General features: G+C 61.0%; 14 protein-coding genes and 2 pseudogenes. 7 read left to right on the forward strand and 9 right to left on the reverse strand.

What is annotated here, in order from left to right:
- The 7 genes and pseudogenes from OR16_RS26520 to OR16_RS26550 all read right to left on the reverse strand — a co-directional run.
- Positions 1-320, reverse strand: a pseudogene (locus tag OR16_RS26520) (NAD(P)(+) transhydrogenase (Re/Si-specific) subunit alpha); the annotation flags it as partial.
- Positions 321-879: 559 nt separating this feature from the next.
- On the reverse strand, positions 880-1,722 hold the full coding sequence (locus tag OR16_RS26525) for a GntR family transcriptional regulator (RefSeq protein ID WP_006161401.1): 843 nt from the start codon (positions 1,720-1,722) through the stop codon (positions 880-882).
- 362 nt (positions 1,723-2,084) lie between these two features.
- Positions 2,085-2,926, reverse strand: a pseudogene (locus OR16_RS26530) (TauD/TfdA dioxygenase family protein).
- 153 nt (positions 2,927-3,079) lie between these two features.
- Positions 3,080-4,084, reverse strand: a complete 1,005-nt coding sequence (locus OR16_RS26535) for an NADP-dependent oxidoreductase (protein WP_006161403.1) — start codon at positions 4,082-4,084, stop codon at positions 3,080-3,082.
- 1 nt (position 4,085) lies between these two features.
- Entirely contained in the window at positions 4,086-5,024 is a 939-nt protein-coding gene (locus tag OR16_RS26540) for an amidohydrolase family protein (RefSeq protein ID WP_006161404.1), read from the reverse strand.
- A gap of 293 nt (positions 5,025-5,317) precedes the next feature.
- The gene (locus tag OR16_RS26545) at positions 5,318-6,103 is read right to left on the reverse strand and encodes an SDR family oxidoreductase (protein ID WP_006161405.1); all 786 of its coding nucleotides are present in this window, start codon (positions 6,101-6,103) and stop codon (positions 5,318-5,320) included.
- Positions 6,104-6,307: 204 nt separating this feature from the next.
- Positions 6,308-7,234, reverse strand: a complete 927-nt coding sequence (locus OR16_RS26550; RefSeq protein ID WP_050983121.1) for a Bug family tripartite tricarboxylate transporter substrate binding protein — start codon at positions 7,232-7,234, stop codon at positions 6,308-6,310.
- A gap of 226 nt (positions 7,235-7,460) precedes the next feature.
- On the opposite strand from OR16_RS26550, the gene OR16_RS26555 reads away from it, so the two are divergent.
- From OR16_RS26555 to OR16_RS26575, 5 genes are all read left to right on the forward strand, one after another.
- The gene (locus OR16_RS26555; RefSeq protein WP_006161407.1) at positions 7,461-8,447 is read left to right on the forward strand and encodes a Bug family tripartite tricarboxylate transporter substrate binding protein; all 987 of its coding nucleotides are present in this window, start codon (positions 7,461-7,463) and stop codon (positions 8,445-8,447) included.
- Between the two features lie 155 nt (positions 8,448-8,602).
- Complete coding sequence (locus OR16_RS26560) at positions 8,603-9,394, forward strand: quinone oxidoreductase family protein (protein ID WP_006161408.1); 792 nt, start codon at positions 8,603-8,605, stop codon at positions 9,392-9,394.
- A gap of 364 nt (positions 9,395-9,758) precedes the next feature.
- The gene (locus tag OR16_RS26565; protein WP_006161409.1) at positions 9,759-10,157 is read left to right on the forward strand and encodes a hypothetical protein; all 399 of its coding nucleotides are present in this window, start codon (positions 9,759-9,761) and stop codon (positions 10,155-10,157) included.
- Positions 10,158-10,162: 5 nt separating this feature from the next.
- The gene (locus tag OR16_RS26570) at positions 10,163-11,788 is read left to right on the forward strand and encodes a 3-(methylthio)propionyl-CoA ligase (protein ID WP_006161410.1); all 1,626 of its coding nucleotides are present in this window, start codon (positions 10,163-10,165) and stop codon (positions 11,786-11,788) included.
- Positions 11,789-12,040: 252 nt separating this feature from the next.
- Entirely contained in the window at positions 12,041-13,198 is a 1,158-nt protein-coding gene (locus OR16_RS26575; RefSeq protein ID WP_043421257.1) for a porin, read from the forward strand.
- A 208-nt stretch (positions 13,199-13,406) separates the two neighbouring features.
- Here OR16_RS26575 and OR16_RS26580 read toward each other — a convergent pair whose 3' ends face one another.
- Positions 13,407-13,703, reverse strand: a complete 297-nt coding sequence (locus tag OR16_RS26580) for a Rieske (2Fe-2S) protein (RefSeq protein WP_006161412.1) — start codon at positions 13,701-13,703, stop codon at positions 13,407-13,409.
- 75 nt (positions 13,704-13,778) lie between these two features.
- Positions 13,779-15,437, reverse strand: coding sequence for a fatty acid--CoA ligase (locus tag OR16_RS26585; RefSeq protein ID WP_006161413.1), 1,659 nt, complete (start codon positions 15,435-15,437; stop codon positions 13,779-13,781).
- 272 nt (positions 15,438-15,709) lie between these two features.
- Between OR16_RS26585 and OR16_RS26590 the strand changes: the two genes are divergently transcribed.
- Both OR16_RS26590 and OR16_RS26595 read left to right on the forward strand, forming a co-directional pair.
- Positions 15,710-16,705: a Bug family tripartite tricarboxylate transporter substrate binding protein gene (locus tag OR16_RS26590; RefSeq protein ID WP_006161414.1), complete on the forward strand. Its 996-nt coding sequence runs from the start codon at positions 15,710-15,712 to the stop codon at positions 16,703-16,705.
- A 117-nt stretch (positions 16,706-16,822) separates the two neighbouring features.
- On the forward strand, positions 16,823-20,323 hold the full coding sequence (locus tag OR16_RS26595) for a pyruvate carboxylase (RefSeq protein WP_043421236.1): 3,501 nt from the start codon (positions 16,823-16,825) through the stop codon (positions 20,321-20,323).
- Positions 20,324-20,367: the final 44 nt, after the last annotated feature.

A 20,367-nucleotide genomic window follows, 5' to 3' on the forward strand; every position in this document is an offset into this window, starting at 1 on the left:
GCGGCGGACATGCGGGCCTTGTTCTCCGCATCGAAGGGGTTGAGCATGCCGACCAGCACCGCGCCTTCGTTCATCCGGGCCATCTCGGCCGGGGTCGGGGCGCGGACCTTGAGCACCAGCTGTGCGCCCAAGGCGTCGGCGGCGCTGCCGATGCGGGCGCCGACCGCCTCGTAGGCAGCGTCGGGCTGGCTGGCGCGTAAGCCCGCACCGGCTTGCACGATCACCTGATGGCCCTGTGCGACATACTTCTTGACTGTCTCCGGGGTGGCGGCGACGCGTGCCTCACCTGATCGCGTCTCCCGCGGGATGCCGATCTGCATCATTGGTTTCCTTTCACAAAAGACCCTACGTCGCGCAGAGCGCGGGAAGTACGACTCAAGCACGCGTTCTGCCTGCCTGTTCGCATCGGTCGCACACAACACATGTGGCCAGTAAGCTCACGTCCAGACTGTACACCATATATATTATTGTCGACAACAATAAATCGAGGCGAGATGCTCCATTCACTGGCCTATGAATAGACGCGTCGTCGCGCAAGTATGGAGAGAACAGCAGATGAAGAGCGTGGGGCTGCCTCAAGCGGATGAGGCGAGCCGACAGCTATGATGAGGCGCCACCTGGCGTAGATGATTACAGCATTGCGAGGGCGGAAAGAGCCGCAGATGAGTGGACTGCCTTGACTGGCGAAACCATCCGCGATGCCCCGCAGGTAGTAGGTGCGGGATTCAGTACATCAAAAGAGATTGGCGATACGACTACACGCGTCGGATTGCTGCGCGTAGCTACCGCCGTGGCAGCCATCGGCACGAAGTATCATCAACAGAAGGAACTCCGTGCCGCAGGCATCAAACCGGTAGCCCCGATGGTTCGTGGGGGCAACTAGGCAGCCTTGCGCCGCTTAGCAGTCTGCGCTGTCTGCTCTCGCACGACCGAGCCTTTGCCGTCCTTTGAGACGGCGGGAGCAACGGGCTTCACCTTGAGGGCACGCAGCGCGGCATCCCTCGCCTCATCCAACCGCTTCTGGGCAAGGGCGAGCAGCAACTCCTCGTCACGCTTTTGCACCGCGTTATGGAGCGCACGCCAGGTCTTTAACGAAGCAGGAATGGATTGCGGAGCGGCGGATAGCCCAAGACGAACGTAACGCAACGTGCGAAGCGATATGGATTGCAGCATGTCAACCAGCAATTTGTTAGCACACAAATCGACAATCGCAAAATTTAGCAGAAAGCTCTCGACAGCATAGGCGTCGACCGACTCGTCCGCTGCCTTAGCGAGCTTTGGCATGCGTTCGTCGAGGACTTCCTGGAGCCCGCCCGAGTTCTCGCGCACAACCTGCTCCAGCATCGTAACGTAGAGTACGGCTCGAACCTTAAAGATATCGCGAAGCTCCATCTCGCCGGGCGCGGTGACAATAGCACCGCGCCTAGCCTGAAACTCGACCAACCGGTCTCGCTCGAGAATGCGCATAGCCTCCCTGACCGGGGCGCGGCTTACATGCAGCACTTCGCTAATGTCCTTCTCTAGTAAACGCTGACCCGACCGGAAAAGATCTAGCGTGATCACGCCAGCCAGTCGAGCGGCGATCTGTTCGGCAACGGGCGCGGATGCGCGCGCCCAGTCCTGCCCTCTTAGCACAGCGTGCTCAACAGCCAGCATCAGCTGATTTTTGGGCGTGAGGAGGCTAGAGAGATCCGGGAGGTTTTCAGTCTTGCTTCTGCTCATGGTTTCGAATACCGGTGTACTTTCCTGACGCCGCATGGCTACTGCGTAACTTCGGTATTCTATCCTTCCCAATGCTCTCTTTGAGGTTGACAGCACCTATAAACCACCGAGCAAGCCCAATGAATCACTTTTGTCGACAATATTTTCATCCTGGGACAATATCCGAGAGCGTTGTCATCGCCGCCCGTGCTCGGTAAGGGGCGCCACCTCTAGCGTCCCTTACCGAAGGACAGTGCTGCCGCGACCGGCAGTTGCGTGAAGTCAGTGGTATCCCGGGGCTTGCGCACGCATGGCGCTTGCCTTGGTCTCAGCCGTTCGAGAGCGCCACATCGCCGATGTGTGCCCAGTTGAAAACATAAACCTTAGAACGGCTTATCCCCGATGATGGCTGCGCGTTCCATTTTTCGTGGGGCTGGCCAATAGTCGTGCACGGCATAATGCTGAGTGCAACGATTGTCCCATATCGCAACGGTATTTGGCCGCCAGCGGAAACGGACCTGATATTCGGGAATTGCGGCTTGACTCAGCAGGTAGTTCAGCAGATGACTCGCACCCGGCGTCTTGTCCTGGCCATAGCGGACATTCTCGGGGGTGTGGAAATTCGCGAAATGCGTCGTGAAGCTGCCCACATAGAGAATCTTTTCCCCCGTTTCCGGGTGCGTCCGCACTACCGGATGCTCAACCATGGGGTTCTCCGCCGCCAGCTTTGCACGAGCTTCCGGGCTCATAACAGCACCGAATGAATGCTCGATGCTGTGCTTGGCGCGCAAACCTGCGATGCGGGCTTTGATCTCGTCCGGGAGCTTCTTGTAAGCCTCCGCCATATTGACCCAAATGGTGTCTCCGCCTACGTCCGGACATTCGATGCAGTGCAGTACGGCGCCCATCGGCGGACATTCGCGCCACAATCCGTCGGTGTGATAGTTGTTCTCGTAGCTTTCCTTTTTGTCGCTTCGATAGATCCGTACCAGGCGGGATAATCAGGATCGCTGTCGAGGATCGGATGATCCTCGAGGTTGCCGAATTTCCGGGCGACCGCAATATGCTCTGCCCGCGTGATTTTCTGATCCCGGAAAAAGAGTACCTTGTATTTCAACAAGAGCGCCTTGACCTCGGAGAATAGCGAATCGTTGCGCGAAGCATCACCCAGGCTTACTCCGCTAACTTCGGCACCAATACTGCAGGTCGAAGGTTCTATGCGCATGATGGACTCCATTAGATTAGGTATGTCGGGAGACTTAGATCAAACCGCACACGGCAAGGCGAGTGCTGGTAACAACAGCGACATGGTTCACAACCCGCCCTTCATTGAACTTCCCGGAGGCGTGCGGTACGCCCCCGGGATGATCGAGATCGCTCAAGTAGCGAGATGCACCAGTTGCTTGCCGAAGTTGGCGCCGGTAAGCATGCGGATAAACGCGGCAGGCGCGCTGGTCAAGCCTTGCGCAACGTCCTCCTTGAAGCGCAACTTCCCTTCGCGATGCCAGGCCGACAATTCAGCCAGTGCCGTAGGCCAGTAGTCACGATGATCTGCGATGACAAAGGCATAAGTGGTCACGCGGTGCATCAACAGTTCCCGCATGCCCTTGATGCCATAGGGCTCCTTGGCGTTGTACTGGCTGATATTGCCGCACAATGCAATGCGCGCATGGTCGTTGATTCGCTTGAGCACGGCATCCATCACGGGGCCGCCTACGTTCTCGAACAAGACGTCGACATAGTTCGGTGTAGCGGCCGCCAGTTGTGCCTCGAAGTCAGCAGCACGGTAGTCGACACAGGCGTCGAACCCAAGTTCCTCGACAACATACCGGCATTTCTCGGGGCCGCCAGCGATCCCCACCACCCTGCAACCTTTCAGCTTGGCGATCTGACCGGCGATACCGCCAACCGCACCGGAAGCGGCGGTCACCACCACGGTTTCACCCGCCTTGGGCTGCCCCAGCTTGATCATGCCGTAATGCGCCGTCACCCCGGTCATGCCCAGCACGCTGAGCGCTGCGGAAGAATGTCCGAGACCGGGGTCGAGCACGCGCACCGTTGCCTTGGTTACCAGGCCATGCGTTTGCCAGCCGAGCGACGCCGCCACCAGCGTTCCGCGCGGGAGTTCGGGGTCGTTGCTCTCGATGACCTCGCCAACGGTGCCACCGGGCATGAGTTCGCCCGGCTTCAGGGGCTCGACATAGGAGCGCAGCGGATCCATGCGCGGGCGCATATACGGATCCAGCGAAAGATAGAGATTGCGCACCAAAGCCTGTCCGGCCTCGGGGCGCGGCAAAGCCGCCTGTACGATGGAGAAGTCTTCCTCCGTGACCATTCCCGCCGGATGGCGCTTCATCAAGACCTGGGTGTTGTGTGCGGTCATCTCAAACTCCTGCGCGACGCAGCAACGCCTCGGCGTTACGGTACATGTACGCATCGAGCGCATCGTCCTTGATAGGCAGCGTGAGCGTTTGGCGCACGCCTTCCTCCACGCCGCAGAATGAATAGGCCGAAGCGTAGATGAAACGATTCGGCAACCAGTTCAGGCCTTCCACATAGCCGTTGCCACCTGGGGCGAACATGTACACGTCAGGCGAGAGGTAGACGTTCATCAAGCCGGTCACCTCGCTCTTGAATGCCAATGCCACCGCCTCCGTGACATAGGGATAGCAGCCGTGCCCGAGAACCACCGGCATGGTGGAGTACCGGCGTGCAACCCGGTCAAAGCGCACCGGATCGGTGTGGCTGATATCCGGCCCCGCCAGCGGTCCGGTCATGAACAGCAACGGCACCTGCAACTCCGCCACCTTCTCGTAGAACGGGAACAGCTTCTCGTCATCGGCATACATCGGTGTGCGGGCCAGTCCGGGCTCAACGCATACCCCTACCAAGCCAAATTCCTTCACTGCGGTGTCAAGGCCGGCCAGGATTTCTGCCATCGGCTTGTCGAAATCGACGCCTGCCAAGCCCAGCACGCGGTTGTCAGTGCGTTTGCTCAGCGTCGCGAGGTCAGCATCCTCGATGTGCACGGGAACCGGACGGTTAACTGAATGCAGACGGTTAACTGAATGGCGACCGTTCATGACGCCGATGCGCACGCCCACACTGTCCATCTCGTCCAGCAGTGCGCTCAGGGCACGGTCCTCGGCATGGGGATATGGTTCGGTACTGATGGTGTAGGAGCGCGGTACCGGATTTCCAAGGATGCGATTGACGGTACCCACCACGTTGGGGGTGAAGAAGCTGCGATAGGGACCAGTCGGTGGGCGCAGGCGGAAGTCGATGATCTTGCCAGCGAGGCGGTCGAATCGAGGGTCGCTCATGTCTGTCTCCTTTGATCAGTGTTGAGTTGGCAGGGCCAACAAGGCAGGCGGTCCCGCCTGCTTAGGACCAATATACCTGCCAAAATCTTTAATGTCGACATAAATTGCATTGGAAATTTGATCGAGATATTCGGAGCATTACCCAGCTAACCCCTGCCCGCTCGGCAGCACTTGCCGGGCGCCCGGGCGAGCCGCAATCCGCCCACCTGCAGTGCGCATGGAATCAGACAATATGCACGCCCCCCTTGCGGCCCGGCTCCCTATTCCTATAGTTCCACTCGCTTGAACCATCACTACAGGACGGCCGACATCCCGCCGTCGATCGCCAAGACCTGCCCTGTGATATGTTTGCCCGCATCCGACGCAAACAGGAGAGTGGCCCCCTTCAGATCGTCGTCGTCGCCAATGCGGTGCAGCGGTACCCGCTCCAGCAATGAACCAATTTCCTCTCTTCCGAGCAGGTCATTCGTCATCTTTGAAGGAAAGAAGCCCGGCGCGAGGGCGTTGACGGTGATTCCATACTGCCCCCACTCGCCCGCAAGCGTACGGGTGAAGTTCAGCAACGCAGCCTTGGAGGTGTTGTAGGACACGGTTTGCATCACGCCGGGTGCATTGCCCCGCAGCCCCGCAATCGATGCGACGTTAATGATTCGCCCGTACCTGCCTGGGATCATCGCCTGCTTCCCGACTGCCTGCGATAGCAGAAACACGCTGCGCACGTTGAGGTCCATGACTTTGTCCCAAGCCTCAATCGGATGATCCTCGGCGGGCGCGCCCCAGGTTGCACCGGCGTTATTTACCAGAATTTCGATACGTCCTAACCGATTCAGTGTCTCGGAAACGAGCGGTGCAATCTCGCTTTCCTTCGCCAGGTTGGCGGCGATTGCGATTGCCTCGATACCGCGTTCCTGCAGATGCGCCACGGCACCATCAAGGTCCTTTTGCTTTCGTGACGAGATGACAACCGTAGCGCCCTGCTGACCTAGCGCTTCCGCGATCTGGAGGCCGAGCCCCCGCGATCCGCCCGTAACTAGTGCGGTCTTTCCAGCGAGACCAAATAGATTCTTCCCCATACTCATCGCTCCCTCTCCTGACAATCATCAACTCAATCGATCAACCCAACCGAAGCGTTTCCGATAGAAACCTCCGGAGAATTTAAGCGGCCAAGGAGCAAGGCATGCTCAGGCCCAAGCCCATCCCCTGCACCCGTAACGACGGCGACGCGATTCTTCAGGTTGATGCTCATTCTTCAATTCCCGGAACACTTCTGATTGGTGATTGCACTACTGCGACGGAAGTTTCGCGAGCTTGGCCAGACGCCCCCACTTAGCGAATTCGGACCGCACGTATGCGGCAAACTCCTCTGGACTCGTGCTTGCCGTGGCTTGCTGATCCTGACGCGCCATCGCTTCCTTGAACTCGCGCGAATTGACTGCGCGGACGGTCGATTCGAACAGTTTTCGTACGATCGGATCCGGTGTTTTTGCCGGCGCCCAGATTCCGAGCCAACTTTCCTGGATCAAATCCGGATCCTTGAAGAGCTCATACAGCGTCGGCACATTCGGCAACTGCGGCGTTCGCTCACGCGAGGAAACCGCCAGGGCACGCAGCCGGTTTGATTCGATGTAGGGTCGCACGGCGGGTGCGATGAAGAAGGCGAAGTGAGGTACACCGTCTGTCAACTGCGGCAGCATATCCGTCACGAGACGAACTGGTACGTGCACTGTTGCAATGTCTTCCTTGCTGGAGAAGATTGCGCCAAGAAGGTGGGCAGCAGTCCCGACTCCGCCCGAATAGTAGTTCAGCGTTCCCGGATGTATTTTTGCCCACTGAACCAGCTCGCTGACCGACTTGACATTCGACTCCGCGCCAACGGTGAGGACCCCCGCGGACCTGTAAGCCAGCGAAATGGGGGTGAAGTCACTCAACGGGTCGAATGCGACTGAAGGCTGCGCTACCTTGCCTATCAGCTGTGCCACGGACCCCAGCATGATGGTGTATCCATCCGGCGCGGCGTGCGCGCCTGCCACTGCTCCCACCGAGCCACCGGCGCCAGGCTTGTTCTCTACGATGACGGTTGTACCCAGCGTCGGTGCCAGATTGCGGGCGAGCACACGCGCAGCGGTATCGATGCTGCTGCCCGCGGGGAACGTCACAATGAGCCGAACCGGCCTTGACGGATACGCATCGGCGTGAGCGGCAGCGCTCATCAAGGAACCGAGAAATACGGCGAGGAATGCCGCCGTACAACGCCTTGCTCTGAACATCTTGGTACCCCCTTGGTGAGTTGATGATTCGTTGGCCCATCTCCGACACGCCGTTTCCCTCCTTCCATGAACGGCACTCCGGATTCAAGGATACCTAAAAAAAATTTTTTGTCGACATAAATATTGAGCTATGCTTGGACAGCAGCGACAACAGAACAAGGAGACATAGATGCGTAAGTGGATCAAAGGACTTTCGGCCGCCCTGGTTACTTCGGTCGGCTTCTGGGCAACTTTCTGCAGTCAAGCCGTGGCTGCATGGCCAACCAAATCAATTCGCATGGTGGTGCCGGCCTCCGCCGGATCCGGCACTGACACGCTGGCGCGCGCGATGGCGGACCGACTGGGTAGCGCCATCGGGCAAGCCATCATCGTCGACAACAAGCCTGGCGCGAGCGGCGTCATCGGCACGGAGGCCGTAGTCAGGTCGGAGCCCGATGGCTACACGTTGCTTTACACGAATGCCTCGTTCGCGGTAATGGCTCCGGCAATCACGTCGAAAATGCGCTATGACATCGTGCGTGACTTGACGCCAATCGCGCAGGTCGCTGTGGGCGGCGTGATACTTCTGGTAAACCAGAAGCTTCCAGCAAATAATCTCCCGGAACTCATAGCGCTGATCAAAGCCAACCCGGACAAGTACTCCTACGGAAGTTGGGGCATCGGATCGTCCGGGCATCTCATCATGGAATACCTGAAGCAACAGACGGGCATGAAGGTCGCCCATATCCCATACAAGACCGTTCCCCAGTTGCTGACAGAGCTGACTTCCGGCGTCCTTTCGATCGGGTGGGCCGATCCTTCCTCTCCGGTCCCTTTCATCAAGGCGAAGAGCATAAAGGCGCTCGCGATTAGCGGAGATTCGCGAGCGCCGGCGGTGCCCGAACTACTAACCATGCGCGAACAGGGCTTCCCGTTTGAAGCCGTCGGCTGGTTCGGCATGTTTGCCCCAGCGGGAACCCCGCCCGCGATCGTGGCGCGACTGCACGACGAAGTGAACCGCATCCAGGCCACCACCGAAATGCAGACGCTGATGGCCCGGTTGAACTTTGAACCGCCACCGATCGCCTCGATTGATCAGTTCCGAGCCACTATTTCAAAGGATTTGACTGTCTGGCAGGAAATCGCGCGGAAGAACAATATCAAAGCAGAGCAATGAACAACAGCGCGACCCAGCGTTCGTCTTGAGAACTTATTATCCCGCATTAATTAATGTCGACATGATAACTATTTTTGATGCTAAGCTGCACTTGCCGATGACGCCCACGCGAGCAGATTGCCGGAGCATCGAAATGCAACCGTAGAGGAGATGAGATGAAGGCGGTACAGATATTTCCAGGATCGGAAGGTGGCAGGCTGCAGATTGTCGATGTACCGACGCCTGTGCCGGCCGATGGAGAGGTACTGGTACGGGTGCGCGCGTCAGGGCTGAATCGCGGCGAAATCAATATGGTCAGGCGCGCGCGTAGCGGTGTACCAATCACTGCGGGGGTCGAGTTTGCCGGCGAAGTCGCCGCGCTGGGTGCTGGCGTTCAAGACTGGCAACCGGGTGACCGCGTGGTGGGCCATGGCAGCGGCGGACAAGCCGAATACGTGGTTGCCAATCCGCTCGCGCTCATGCGCATTCCCAATGCACTGCCTTGGACAAAGGCTGCGGCGTTTCCCAATGTGTTCATCACAGCGCATGATGCACTCGTAACCAACGGCCAACTGAAGCGCGGCGAAACAGTCTTGGTTAATGCCGCATCCAGTGGCATCGGCCTGGCGGCGATTCAGATTGCGAAGGCCTTGGGCGCCGGTATGGTCATTGCCACCTCGCGCTCCGCCGCCAAAATACAGAAGCTGAAGCAACTCGGAGTCGAGCATGCGATCGATATCTCAAAGCAAGGCCAGGTCGAAGCGGTGATGGCGCTCACCGGCAATCGCGGTGTCGACATCATCATCGATTCAGTTGGCGGAACCGTCTTTGAAGCCAACCTCGATAGCCTTGCGGTTCAGGGCCGCCTGATCAACATTGGGCGGCTTGGATCGAGCACTGCGACCATCAATCTCGAGCAGCTATGGCTTAAGCGCCTCAAGCTTATCGGCGTAACGTTCTACGCGTAGACTGGACCACGCTCACCGCGAGCACCAACGCACTGAATACATGCCTTCATCTGGCAGGACTTACCAGCGATGACCCGGTGTTTTCCACCATTCCCGGTGTGCACATGGTCCAACAGCCAGATGGCACGTACGCCCGCATGCTGCGTGGTCCAGGCGACGTGAGCCACGTCGGGTGGCCTCCCATCGATGGCAATATCCCCTCGGACATTCGTGCCCTCGAGCACGCGCTGGAAACCATCGAGCAATATCGCGATCCTTGCATTCGCAATGGACTTCCCCCCACGGAAGCAATTGTCACGGAGTGCAACGAGGCGTTCGGTGAGATCAGATCCATTCTCAAGGACCGCAGAAAAGGGAGCAGGCCATGATTCCGGAACTCCATCGAGAGATGGCGGAGCGCATCGAGCGTTCCTTGGCGGTCTGCCAGGAGAACGACTGGGAGATGAAGATTGAAGCGGCCATGCTCGCTGGCACGCACTGGGCGAACTATGCCCTGCACTGCCATGGCGTCTGCGCAGATCAGGAGGACATCATTCACACCTCCATGCTGGTGGTGAACACGCTGCGCAAGTACGCCATTGTCGAACCCGAGTTGCTGCGCGCGCTCGGCGAGATCGAAGAGATGCGTCCGTTGTACGTCCGGGGGGATCTCAAGGGCGGTCGCGAGGCCGCGTTGCGCGCGCTTGCACTGCTCGGTGAAATCAACGAGCGAGCATGCCGGATCGCCCGCCCGGCACATCAGGACAGGGGACAACCGTGCTAGGTCAAATGATGCAGCAACCGTTGCTGATCTCGTCGCTACTGCAGCATGGCGAACGGCACCACGGCCGCCAGGAGGTTGTCTCTCGCCGCGTCGAAGGCGACATCCATCGCTACACCTTCACAGACATGGCCGCGCGCTGCCGCCGTTTAGCCAAGGCTATCGCTAGCCTGGATGTGAACTTCGGCGAGCGCGTTGCCACCCTGGCGTGGAATGGCTATCGGCACATGGAGCTCTACTACGCGGCATCCGGTACGGGCGCAGTACTGCACACGCTTAATCCACGCCTGCACCCCGATCAGCTTGCCTGGATCGCCCAGGACGCAGATGACAAGGTACTCTTCTTCGATCTGAGTTTCTTGCCACAAATCGAAGCGCTGGCCAACCGTCTGGGTTCTGTCCGCCATCTGGTTGTCATGACCGACCGGGCCAGGATGCCGGTGTCCAGCCTGAAACTGCTGTGCTACGAAGACCTGATCGAGGCCCACAATGATACCTATGACTGGCCAGCTTTCGACGAGGCGTCGGCGTCGTCGCTGTGCTATACCAGCGGCACTACGGGAAATCCCAAGGGGGTGCTTTACAGCCACCGCTCGACCGTACTCCACGCATACGCTGTCGCACTCCCCGACTCCCTGAGCCTGTCTGCGCGCGACACTGTGCTACCCGTGGTGCCTATGTTCCACGTCAACGCGTGGGGCCTCCCGTACTCTGCATGCATGGTGGGCGCGAAGATCGTCTTTCCCGGCCCTTCCCTTGATGGCAAATCCCTTTTCGACCTGTTCGAGTCGGAACAGGTCACCCTGTCCTCGGGAGTCCCAACGGTATGGCAAGGCTTGCTTGACCATGTCGAGAACAACGGACTGCGGTTCAGCGCCATGAAGCGGACGGTCATTGGGGGGGCCGCCTGCCCGATGGCGATGTTGCGCTCGTTTGAGGAAGCCTATGGCGTGCATGTCGTCCACGGATGGGGCATGACCGAAACCAGTCCATTCGGTACCGCCTCTGTGCTCAAGGGCTCGCAGCTATCGTTGCCGGCAGGGCAGAGGTATGCGATCCAGTCTAAACAGGGGCGCTGCGTCTTCGGCATGGACATCAAGATCATCGATGACGAGGGCGGAGAGCTGCCGTGGGACGGACGATCGGCAGGCCATCTCATGGCCCGCGGTCCGTGGGTGCTCGCGCAGTATTTCCGCCAGGACGATACGAGTCCTCTCGTCGACGGCTGGTTCCCGACCGGAGACATTGCTACCATCGACGGCGATGGCTTCATGCAGATCACCGACAGGACGAAGGACGTCATCAAATCAGGCGGCGAATGGATTAGCTCCATTGATCTGGAGAACGTCGCGATGGGTCACCCCGGCGTCGCCATGGCCGCCTGCATTGGCGTGGCCCACGCCAAGTGGGATGAGCGTCCACTAATGCTCGTTGTGCGCAAGCCCGGGGCCAGCGTGAACCGTGAAGAACTCTTTGACTTCTTCGCGGGGAAGATCGCCAAATGGTGGACTCCGGACGATATCGTTTTCGTTACGGAGATACCACTGGGCGCCACGGGCAAAATGCTCAAGACGCGGCTGCGGGAGCAGTATCACGCCTATCTCATCGATGGCGGGCGCAATGGGAACCACTAGTCAGCGACAAAGCCAATAAGCCTCAAATCGCGTCGCGATGCTGTCCACTGGCACCCCCGGGACCCCGTGCATCGATCCGCTGAAAACGCCGTGCAATCCGGACAATCCCGCCCCCCTGCCATTGGGGGGCACATGGTGCCCGGTTCTGAGCATGATGGCGGCGCGGTAAGAGACGTCAAAAAATAGACACGAGGAGATAAGGCTGTGAAATCATCCAGCAAGCTGAGCAAGCTAAATCTTGCACTCGCCGCTATGGGCGCAATTTGCGCCGGCGGCACACACGCACAGAGCAGCGTGACGCTGTATGGCGTGGCGGACATGAACGTGGAGTATGCCAACCATGTTGGCGCCGTTCCCACGGCCGCCAACAAATTCAATGCTGGCCCATCCAACAACGTCTACCGCATGGACTCCGGCGGCCTGTCCGGCTCGCGCTGGGGCTTGCGCGGCGTGGAGGATCTGGGCAATGGCGTGAAATCCGTTTTCGTGCTGGAAAGCGGCTTTAACCTGGATACCGGCACGTCGCAGCAAGGCGGCCGCCTGTTTGGTCGCCAGGCTTACGTGGGGATCCAGAGCACGCAGTTTGGCCAGGTGACTTTCGGCCGTCAGTACACCTCGATGTTCGAGAGTATCGCGAACTTCGTGCCGGCTGCCTTTGCCACCCAGTACGAACCGATCGTGATGCTGGCCGGCGCGAACTTCCGCGAGGACAACACCATCAAATACTCCGGCCAGTTCGGTGCCGTGTCCGCCTTGGCACACTGGTCCTTCGGTACCGGCCTGGCATTGCCGACGACGGTGGCCAACGGCCCGTTGCTCGGTGGCAACGGCGAGGTGCCGGGCCAGTTCCGCCGCGACACCGCCTATGGCGCAGCGTTGACCTATATCTCTGGCCCTGTCGGTGTGGCCTTTGCCTACGACCAGTTCAACCCGACCATTTCCAACCCGTCGACCGCTGCTGCCCTGGGCAGCGGCAGCTTCAAGAAGGCGACAGTCGCGGCAAGCTATGCGTTTGGCCAGGCAAAGATCATGGGCGGCTATCGCTGGGGCCAGAACAAGAACCAGAATGGCAGCCTGATCGAGCGCGACGACTTCTACTGGATCGGCGCCAACTACCAGGTGACGCCAGCGCTTGGCCTGACGCTCGAGTACAACTACGACAATGTCAAGAATTTCTTCGCCAGCACGTCGGTGCCGAACCCATGGCAAGTTGCGTTTATCGCGGACTACACGCTTTCCAAGCGGACTGATGTCTACCTGACCACGGCCTATTCAAAGAATGCGGGTCTGGGACTGGACTCCCCGATGATCGGTTTTGCCAACAGCCTATCCCTTGGCAATAGCTACACGCTGGCCAGTGGCCAAAGCAATATGCTCGGCGTCGCCGTAGGTATTCGCCACAAGTTCTAAGGTCAGCCCAACGGCATGTGACAAGCCTTGCTTGTGCAGTGGTCCGGCAGGTCTGCGGATACGCTGCACATGCATGCGGCGCCCACTCATGCTCCTTGTGCCGCTTCGGCGGCATTTTTTTTGCGCTGGCGCCGTGCCCGACACGACCGCATCGTGCAAGCCCGATGCTTGGGACAAGCAGGTCAAAGCGGATACACAGGGGCGTTGATCAGATCTCGATCGTCACGGTCTCTCCGCTGACGGATACCGGATACGTCTTCACGCTCAAGCCCGCGCCCCCCATGCAACCGGTAGCAAGATCGAAGGCGAGGCCGTGCGCGCGACAACGGACCTTGCCGCCTTCAATCAAGCCTCCCGACAGTGAGGCACCGGCATGCGGGCAGCTATCGTCCAGTGCAAAAACCTTTCCTGCTACGCAGAACAGTGCAATCTCGCGCGTTCCTATCCTCAGGAACCTGCGCGAGTTGTCGGACAGATCGCCGACCTGGACAACATGCTTGGTCATGCTTTACTCCTGGCTTGCGAGGGGCGCGCGATGGAGGCGCCGAATAGTCAGATTGGTCAAGGTCTCGCCTTCCCCCTACAGCAGATCCAGCCGAAGCTGCTTCTTGTCGATTTTCCCGACACTGGTCTTCGGGATCTCGGAAACGAAGACGATCCGCTGCGGATCCGGCACGGCATACCTGCTGATGCGCCTGGTCTCCACATGGCGCTCCAGGTGACGGCGAATCTGCTCGACAGTCAGCCCGCTATCGTCGACGCATACCGCGGCCATCGGCCGTTCGCCCCATTTTTCGTCAGGCACCCCGATCACCGCGCATTCACGCACGCCGGGAATCTCGCAGATCAGGCTTTCGACCTCGATCGAGGACACCCACTCGCCACCGGTCTTGATGACGTCCTTGAGACGGTCCACCACCTGCACGAAGCCGTCCGGGCGCATGACCGCCACATCCTGCGTGTGCAGGTATCCACCGGCCCAGAGTGCCTCCGATGCTTCGGGCTGACCAAGGTAGGACAGCGTCAGGTATGGCGAGCGCAACACGATTTCCCCTTGCGTCTTGCCGTCGTGCGGCACATCGCGCATCTCGCTGTCGACCACGCGGAAATCCACCAGGGGAATCGGCCTGCCGGTCATGCAGCGCATGCGAACGCTCTCATCGATATCGTCGGGAGCGCCCCCGGGCGGGAATTGCGACAGCGCGACGATTGGCCCCGTCTCGGACATGCCATAGCCGGCAAACACATCGATGCCCTGCGCGACGGCGGCTTTGCAAAGCGAGGCCGACAACGCGGAGCCGCCGATGATCATCTTCCAACCGCTGAGATCCGTGCCCTGCTCGCCGGCCTTTTGCAGCAACATCTGGAGGATGGTGGGCACGCAATGGGAGAAGGTCACCTTCTCGGCCTTGCGCAGGCGTAGCAGGTTCTCCGGCAAGTAGCGCCCCGGGAGCACGATCTTGAGTCCGAGCATGACGGCAACGTAGGGCATGCCCCACGCCAGCACATGGAACATGGGCGTGATGGGCATATAGACGTCTTCGCGGTGAAGCCGCTGGCCATCGCGCGGAGCACACAGCGTGGTGGCCGCGGCGAGCGTATGCAAGACAACCTGGCGGTGGCTGTAGCTCACGCCTTTCGGATCGCCAGTGGTGCCCGTCGTATAGAAGATGGCCGCCGTGGTCCTCTCGTCGAAATCCCGGAATGGATACTCGGCCGGCTCCTGGTCGACCAGTGCTTCGTATTCCCCGGCGACCGGCAGGCTGATCTCCTGCAGCGCCTGGCCATCGGCGATCACGATGATCTTGCGCAGGCAGCGCAATTCCGAGCGAATCTGCTCCACCAGGGGCAGGAAGTCGGCATGGACCAGGGCCAGTTCGGCACCCGAGTCGTTCAGCGTATAGGCAATCTGCCTGGGAGAGATGCGCACGTTAACCGTGAAGAGCCGGGCGCCCATCATCGGGATGGCGAAATAGCTCTCCAGGTAGCGGTGGCTGTCCCAATCCATGACCGCAACGGTCGACCCGTGGGCGACGCCCTGTGCATCCAGTGCGCTGGCAAGCCGCCCGATACGCTGGCGGAACTCGCTAAAGGCAAAGCGCCGCTCCCCGCGGTAATTGATCTCCTGGCTGCCATGGAGGCTGACCGAATTCAGCAGCAATTGCCCGACGAGCAACGGATAATCATAGGCGGATGGCGTTGCCGACGCATGGCGCGCGGACGGTTCGAATGCTTGCATGGGAAGTCTCCGTGTAGTGCTTATGCGTAGCGTGCTCCGCCAGCGATGCAACATCTCGTCCTTGTGAACGTCGCACGCCGGCCTGATGCGCTGGATTCTGCCCTAGTCCCGCACCGCGCCCCCCCCCAAGGCAGGGGGGTGACGCCACGGGCGCCAGGGTAAGAATGCTGGCAAGTGGACGTTTAGCTTAGTGTGCGTCGTGTATTTTTTCGCGTCTTTTTGCAATGCGCAGCCACCAGGCCGAAGCCACTATCAATAACAAGGAGACTCTAGTGAAAAGCATCAAGTGGTTTGACCGGGGCGGTCGCGTACTCATGGCCGCCGGCGCCGTAGTCCTGTGCCTCGCTTGCCAGCAGGCCGGCGCCGAAGCCTGGCCTGCCAAGCCGGTTCGCATCGTCACCGCTGCGCCCGCGGGCGGCACCGCCGACATGCTCGCCCGTAGCCTGGCCGACGGGCTGACCAGGCAATTTGGCCAGCCGTTTATCGTCGACTCCAAGCCGGGGGGCTTCGGCGCCATTGCGGTGCAAGAGACGCTGGCAGCGCCGCATGACGGCTATACGCTACTGGTCATCCAGGATGGCATTGCCTCCGAAGCCCCTTTCCTGGCCAAGCAGCGGTTCGACCCCTTCAAGGACATCAAGCCGGTTGCGGAACTGGCGCGCGGCGGGCTGGTGCTCGTCGGCAATCCTGCCCTGCCCGCCAAGACCCTCGGCGAACTGATCTCCTACGTCAAGGCACATCCCGCCTCGGTCAACTATGCTTCCTACAGTACAGGCATGCTCGGGCATACCATGGGGCTGCAACTCAATCAGCTTGCCGGCATCGACATGAGCCATGTGGGCTACAAGGGATCTCCGCCGGCGCTGCAGGATGTGATGGGCGGGCATGTCCCCCTGATGTTCGATGGGACAGCGACTTCGCTGCCGCTCATCAAGGCTGGCAAACTCCGCGCCTTCGCCGTCAGTTCGCCCAAGCGCCTTGCGACGCTCCCGCAGGTACCCACGTTCACCGAACTCGGCTACCCTGCGCTTAACCAGCTCGCATGGATCGGCGTCTGGGTAGCACCTGACGTGCCCGAAGCGATCCAGGACCGCTTGCGCGCTGCAACCCGCAAGGTGCTTGAATCAGCATCCGTGCGGGATCGCATTGCCGAACTCGGCCTGGACGTTGGGGTTCCCAGGACCCAGGCTGAACTAGGCGCCTCGCTGCGCACGGCGCATGATCGCCAGGGTGCACTGCTGAAGGCGATCGACTTCAAGCCAGACTAGCCTCAGCCGCTCGCACACAACTACTGCTAGCCAGGAGTGCTTGCCAATGAACAAGCCAAATGCAAGCCCCTCATGGTGCTGCCAGCAGGACATGACACCTAACTGATCCCGACCGCGATGACGCCCACCTCAATCAAGTCAATCCTTATTGCCAATCGATCGGAGATCGCTATTCGCGTCATGCGGGCAGCGGCTGAGATGGGCATCCACACGGTAGCGATCTATTCCAAGGAGGATCGCCTGGCCCTGCACCGCTTCAAGTCGGACGAAAGCTATCTGGTTGGCGAAGGCAAGAAGCCGCTGGAGGCGTACCTCGATATCAAGGACGTGTTGCGCGTCGCCCGGCAGACCGGGGTGGATGCCATCCATCCTGGCTATGGCTTTCTTTCGGAGAATCCGGATTTCGCGCAGGCGGTGATCGACGCCGGCATCCGCTGGATCGGGCCTTCGCCGGAGGTGATGCGCACGCTCGGCAACAAGGTCGCCGCGCGTAACGCCGCCGTCGCCGCCGGCGTGCCGGTGATGCCGGCCACGGCACCGCTCCCGGCCGACCTCGACGCCTGCAAGCGCATGGCCGCGCAAGTCGGCTATCCGCTGATGCTCAAGGCCAGCTGGGGCGGCGGCGGGCGCGGCATGCGCGTGCTGGAGAACGAACAGGATCTGGAGGCCTCGTTGCCGGTGGCACGCCGTGAGGCGCTGGCTGCCTTTGGCAACGACGAAGTCTATGTGGAAAAGCTGGTGCGCAACGCGCGCCACGTCGAGGTGCAGATTCTCGGCGATAGCCACGGCACGGTCGTGCACCTCTTTGAGCGCGACTGCACGGTCCAGCGGCGCAACCAGAAAGTCGTCGAACGTGCACCTGCGCCCTACCTTGACCCGGCCGGGCGCCAGGCGCTCTGCGACGCCGCGCTCAAGCTGATGCGGGCGGTCGGCTACACCCATGCCGGCACCGTCGAGTTCCTGATGGATGCCGATAGCGGCCGGTTCTACTTCATCGAGGTCAATCCCCGCATCCAGGTGGAGCACACCGTCACCGAGATGGTCACGGGCGTGGACATCGTCAAGGCCCAGATCCGCATCACCGAAGGCGGGCGGATCGGCCGCATCGAAGACGAGCTCGACAGCGCGGGGAATGTGGCCATGCGTGCCGCCGGCGTGCCGGATCAAGAGCACATCGCCCTGAACGGCCATGCCGTGCAGTGCCGCATTACCAGCGAAGATCCGGAAAATGGCTTTCTCCCGGACTATGGGCAGCTAAGCGCCTACCGCAGCGCGTCCGGATTCGGGGTTCGCCTGGATGCCGGCACCGCCTATGGCGGCGCGATCATCACGCCCTACTACGATTCCTTGCTGGTCAAGGTCACCGCCTGGGCGCCCACCGCCGCCGAGTCGATTCGCCGCATGGACCGCGCCCTGCGCGAATTCCGCATTCGCGGGGTGGCATCGAACCTGCAGTTCCTGGAGAACGTGATCAATCACCTGGACTTTGCCAGCGGCAAAGTCACCACCCGCTTTATCGACAACACGCCCGAGCTGTTCGCGTTTGCCAAGCGGCAGGACCGGGCCACCAGGCTGCTGCGCTATCTCGGCGATGTGGTTGTCAACGGGAACCCCGAAGTCGCCGGCCGGGCGCTGCCGCCACTGCCATTGCCCAGGCCGGTGCTTCCCCGTACGGATGCGAGTGCGCCGGTGCCGCCGGGCACGCGCGACCGCTTGCTTGCGCTGGGTGCCGACAAGTTCGCGCAGTGGATGCTGGAGCAAAAGCAGGTACTGCTGACCGACACCACGATGCGCGACGCGCACCAGTCGCTGTTCGCCACCCGCATGCGCACCGCCGACATGCTGCCCATCGCGCCGTTCTATGCGCGCGAGCTGTCGCGGCTGTTCTCGCTGGAATGCTGGGGCGGCGCCACCTTCGACGTGGCCCTGCGTTTCCTAAAGGAAGACCCCTGGCAGCGGCTGGCCCAGTTGCGCGCCGCCATTCCCAACGTGTTGTTCCAGATGCTGCTGCGCGGCTCCAATGCGGTCGGCTACGCCAACTATGCCGACAACGTGGTGCGCTTCTTCGTCAGGCAAGCGGCCAACGGCGGCGTGGACCTGTTCCGCGTGTTCGATTCGCTCAACTGGGTGGAGAACATGCGCGTGGCCATCGACGCCGTACGGGAGAACGGCGCGCTGTGCGAGGGCGCGATCTGCTACACGGGCGACCTGTTCGATAGCACGCGCGGGAAATACGATCTCAAGTACTACGTTGGCATTGCGCGCGAGTTGCAGCGCGCCGGGGTGCACGTGCTCGGCATCAAGGATATGGCGGGCATCTGCCGGCCACGCGCCGCAGCCGCGCTGGTCAAGGCCATCAAGGAGGAGACCGGCCTGCCCTTGCACTTCCACACGCACGACACCAGCGGCATCTCGGCCGCCTCCGCGCTGGCGGCGATCGAGGCCGGCTGCGACGCCGTGGACGGTGCGCTCGATGCCATGAGCGGCCTCACCTCGCAGCCCAACCTGTCGAGCATCGCCGCGGCCCTGGCCGGCAGCGAGCGCGATCCCGGCCTTGACCCCGACCGCCTGCACGAAGCCTCGATGTACTGGGAGGGGGTACGGCGCTACTACGCGCCTTTCGAATCTGATATCCGCGCCGGTACAGCCGATGTCTACCGCCACGAAATGCCGGGCGGCCAGTACACCAACCTGCGCGAGCAAGCGCGCTCGCTCGGCATTGAGCACCGCTGGACCGAGGTGTCGCGCGCCTATGCGGATGTGAACCGCATCTTCGGCGATATCGTCAAGGTCACGCCGACCTCCAAGGTAGTCGGTGACATGGCGCTGATGATGGTGACCAACGACCTCAACGCCGCCGATGTCTGCAACCCGGCCAAGGAGGTAGCCTTCCCCGAATCGGTGGTGTCGCTGTTCAAAGGGGAGCTGGGCTTCCCGCCGGACGGCTTTCCTGCCGAGCTGTCGCGGCGGGTATTGAAATCCGACCCGCCGGCGCCCTACCGGCCAGGCGACAGGCTCGCCGCCGTCGACCTCGACCAGGCCCGCACGCAAGGCGAGGCCGACTGCGGCCGTCAGCTCGACGATCAGCAGCTCGCCTCGTACCTCATGTATCCCAAGGTGGCCAAGGCGTACTTCGAGCACCGCCGCAACTATGGCGACACCTCCGCCCTGCCGACCCCGGCATTCTTCTACGGCTTGCAGCCTCAGCAGGAGATCGGCGTCGACATCGCACCGGGAAAGACACTGCTGATTGCGCTGCAGAGCGTGCAACCGGACAAGGAGGAAGGCATCTTCAAGGTCCAGTTCGAGCTCAATGGCCAGTCACGCATGGCGCGCATCGAAAAGCGCGGCGCGCAACGGACCGCCCAGGCCCGTGCGCTGGCGGATGCCGCGAACCCGCTGCACGTGGCCGCGCCCATGCCGGGCGCCGTGGTCACGGTCGCAGTCAAGGCGGGCCAACGCGTATCGGCCGGCAGCACGCTGGTATCGCTGGAGGCCATGAAGATGGAAACGCATCTCGCCGCGGAGTTCGATTGCGAGATCGAGGCCGTCCATGTGGCGCCTGGTGACCGCGTGGCCGCGAAGGATCTGCTGATCGTGCTGCGCCGCCCTGCGTAACGCCACCCGCCAGCGCTACCTGGCGGGGCATCGTGCTGTCATTG

Origin of the sequence: Cupriavidus basilensis OR16, assembly GCF_000243095.1 — a bacterium.
In the GTDB taxonomy this organism is placed as follows: Bacteria; Pseudomonadota; Gammaproteobacteria; order Burkholderiales; family Burkholderiaceae; genus Cupriavidus; species Cupriavidus basilensis_D.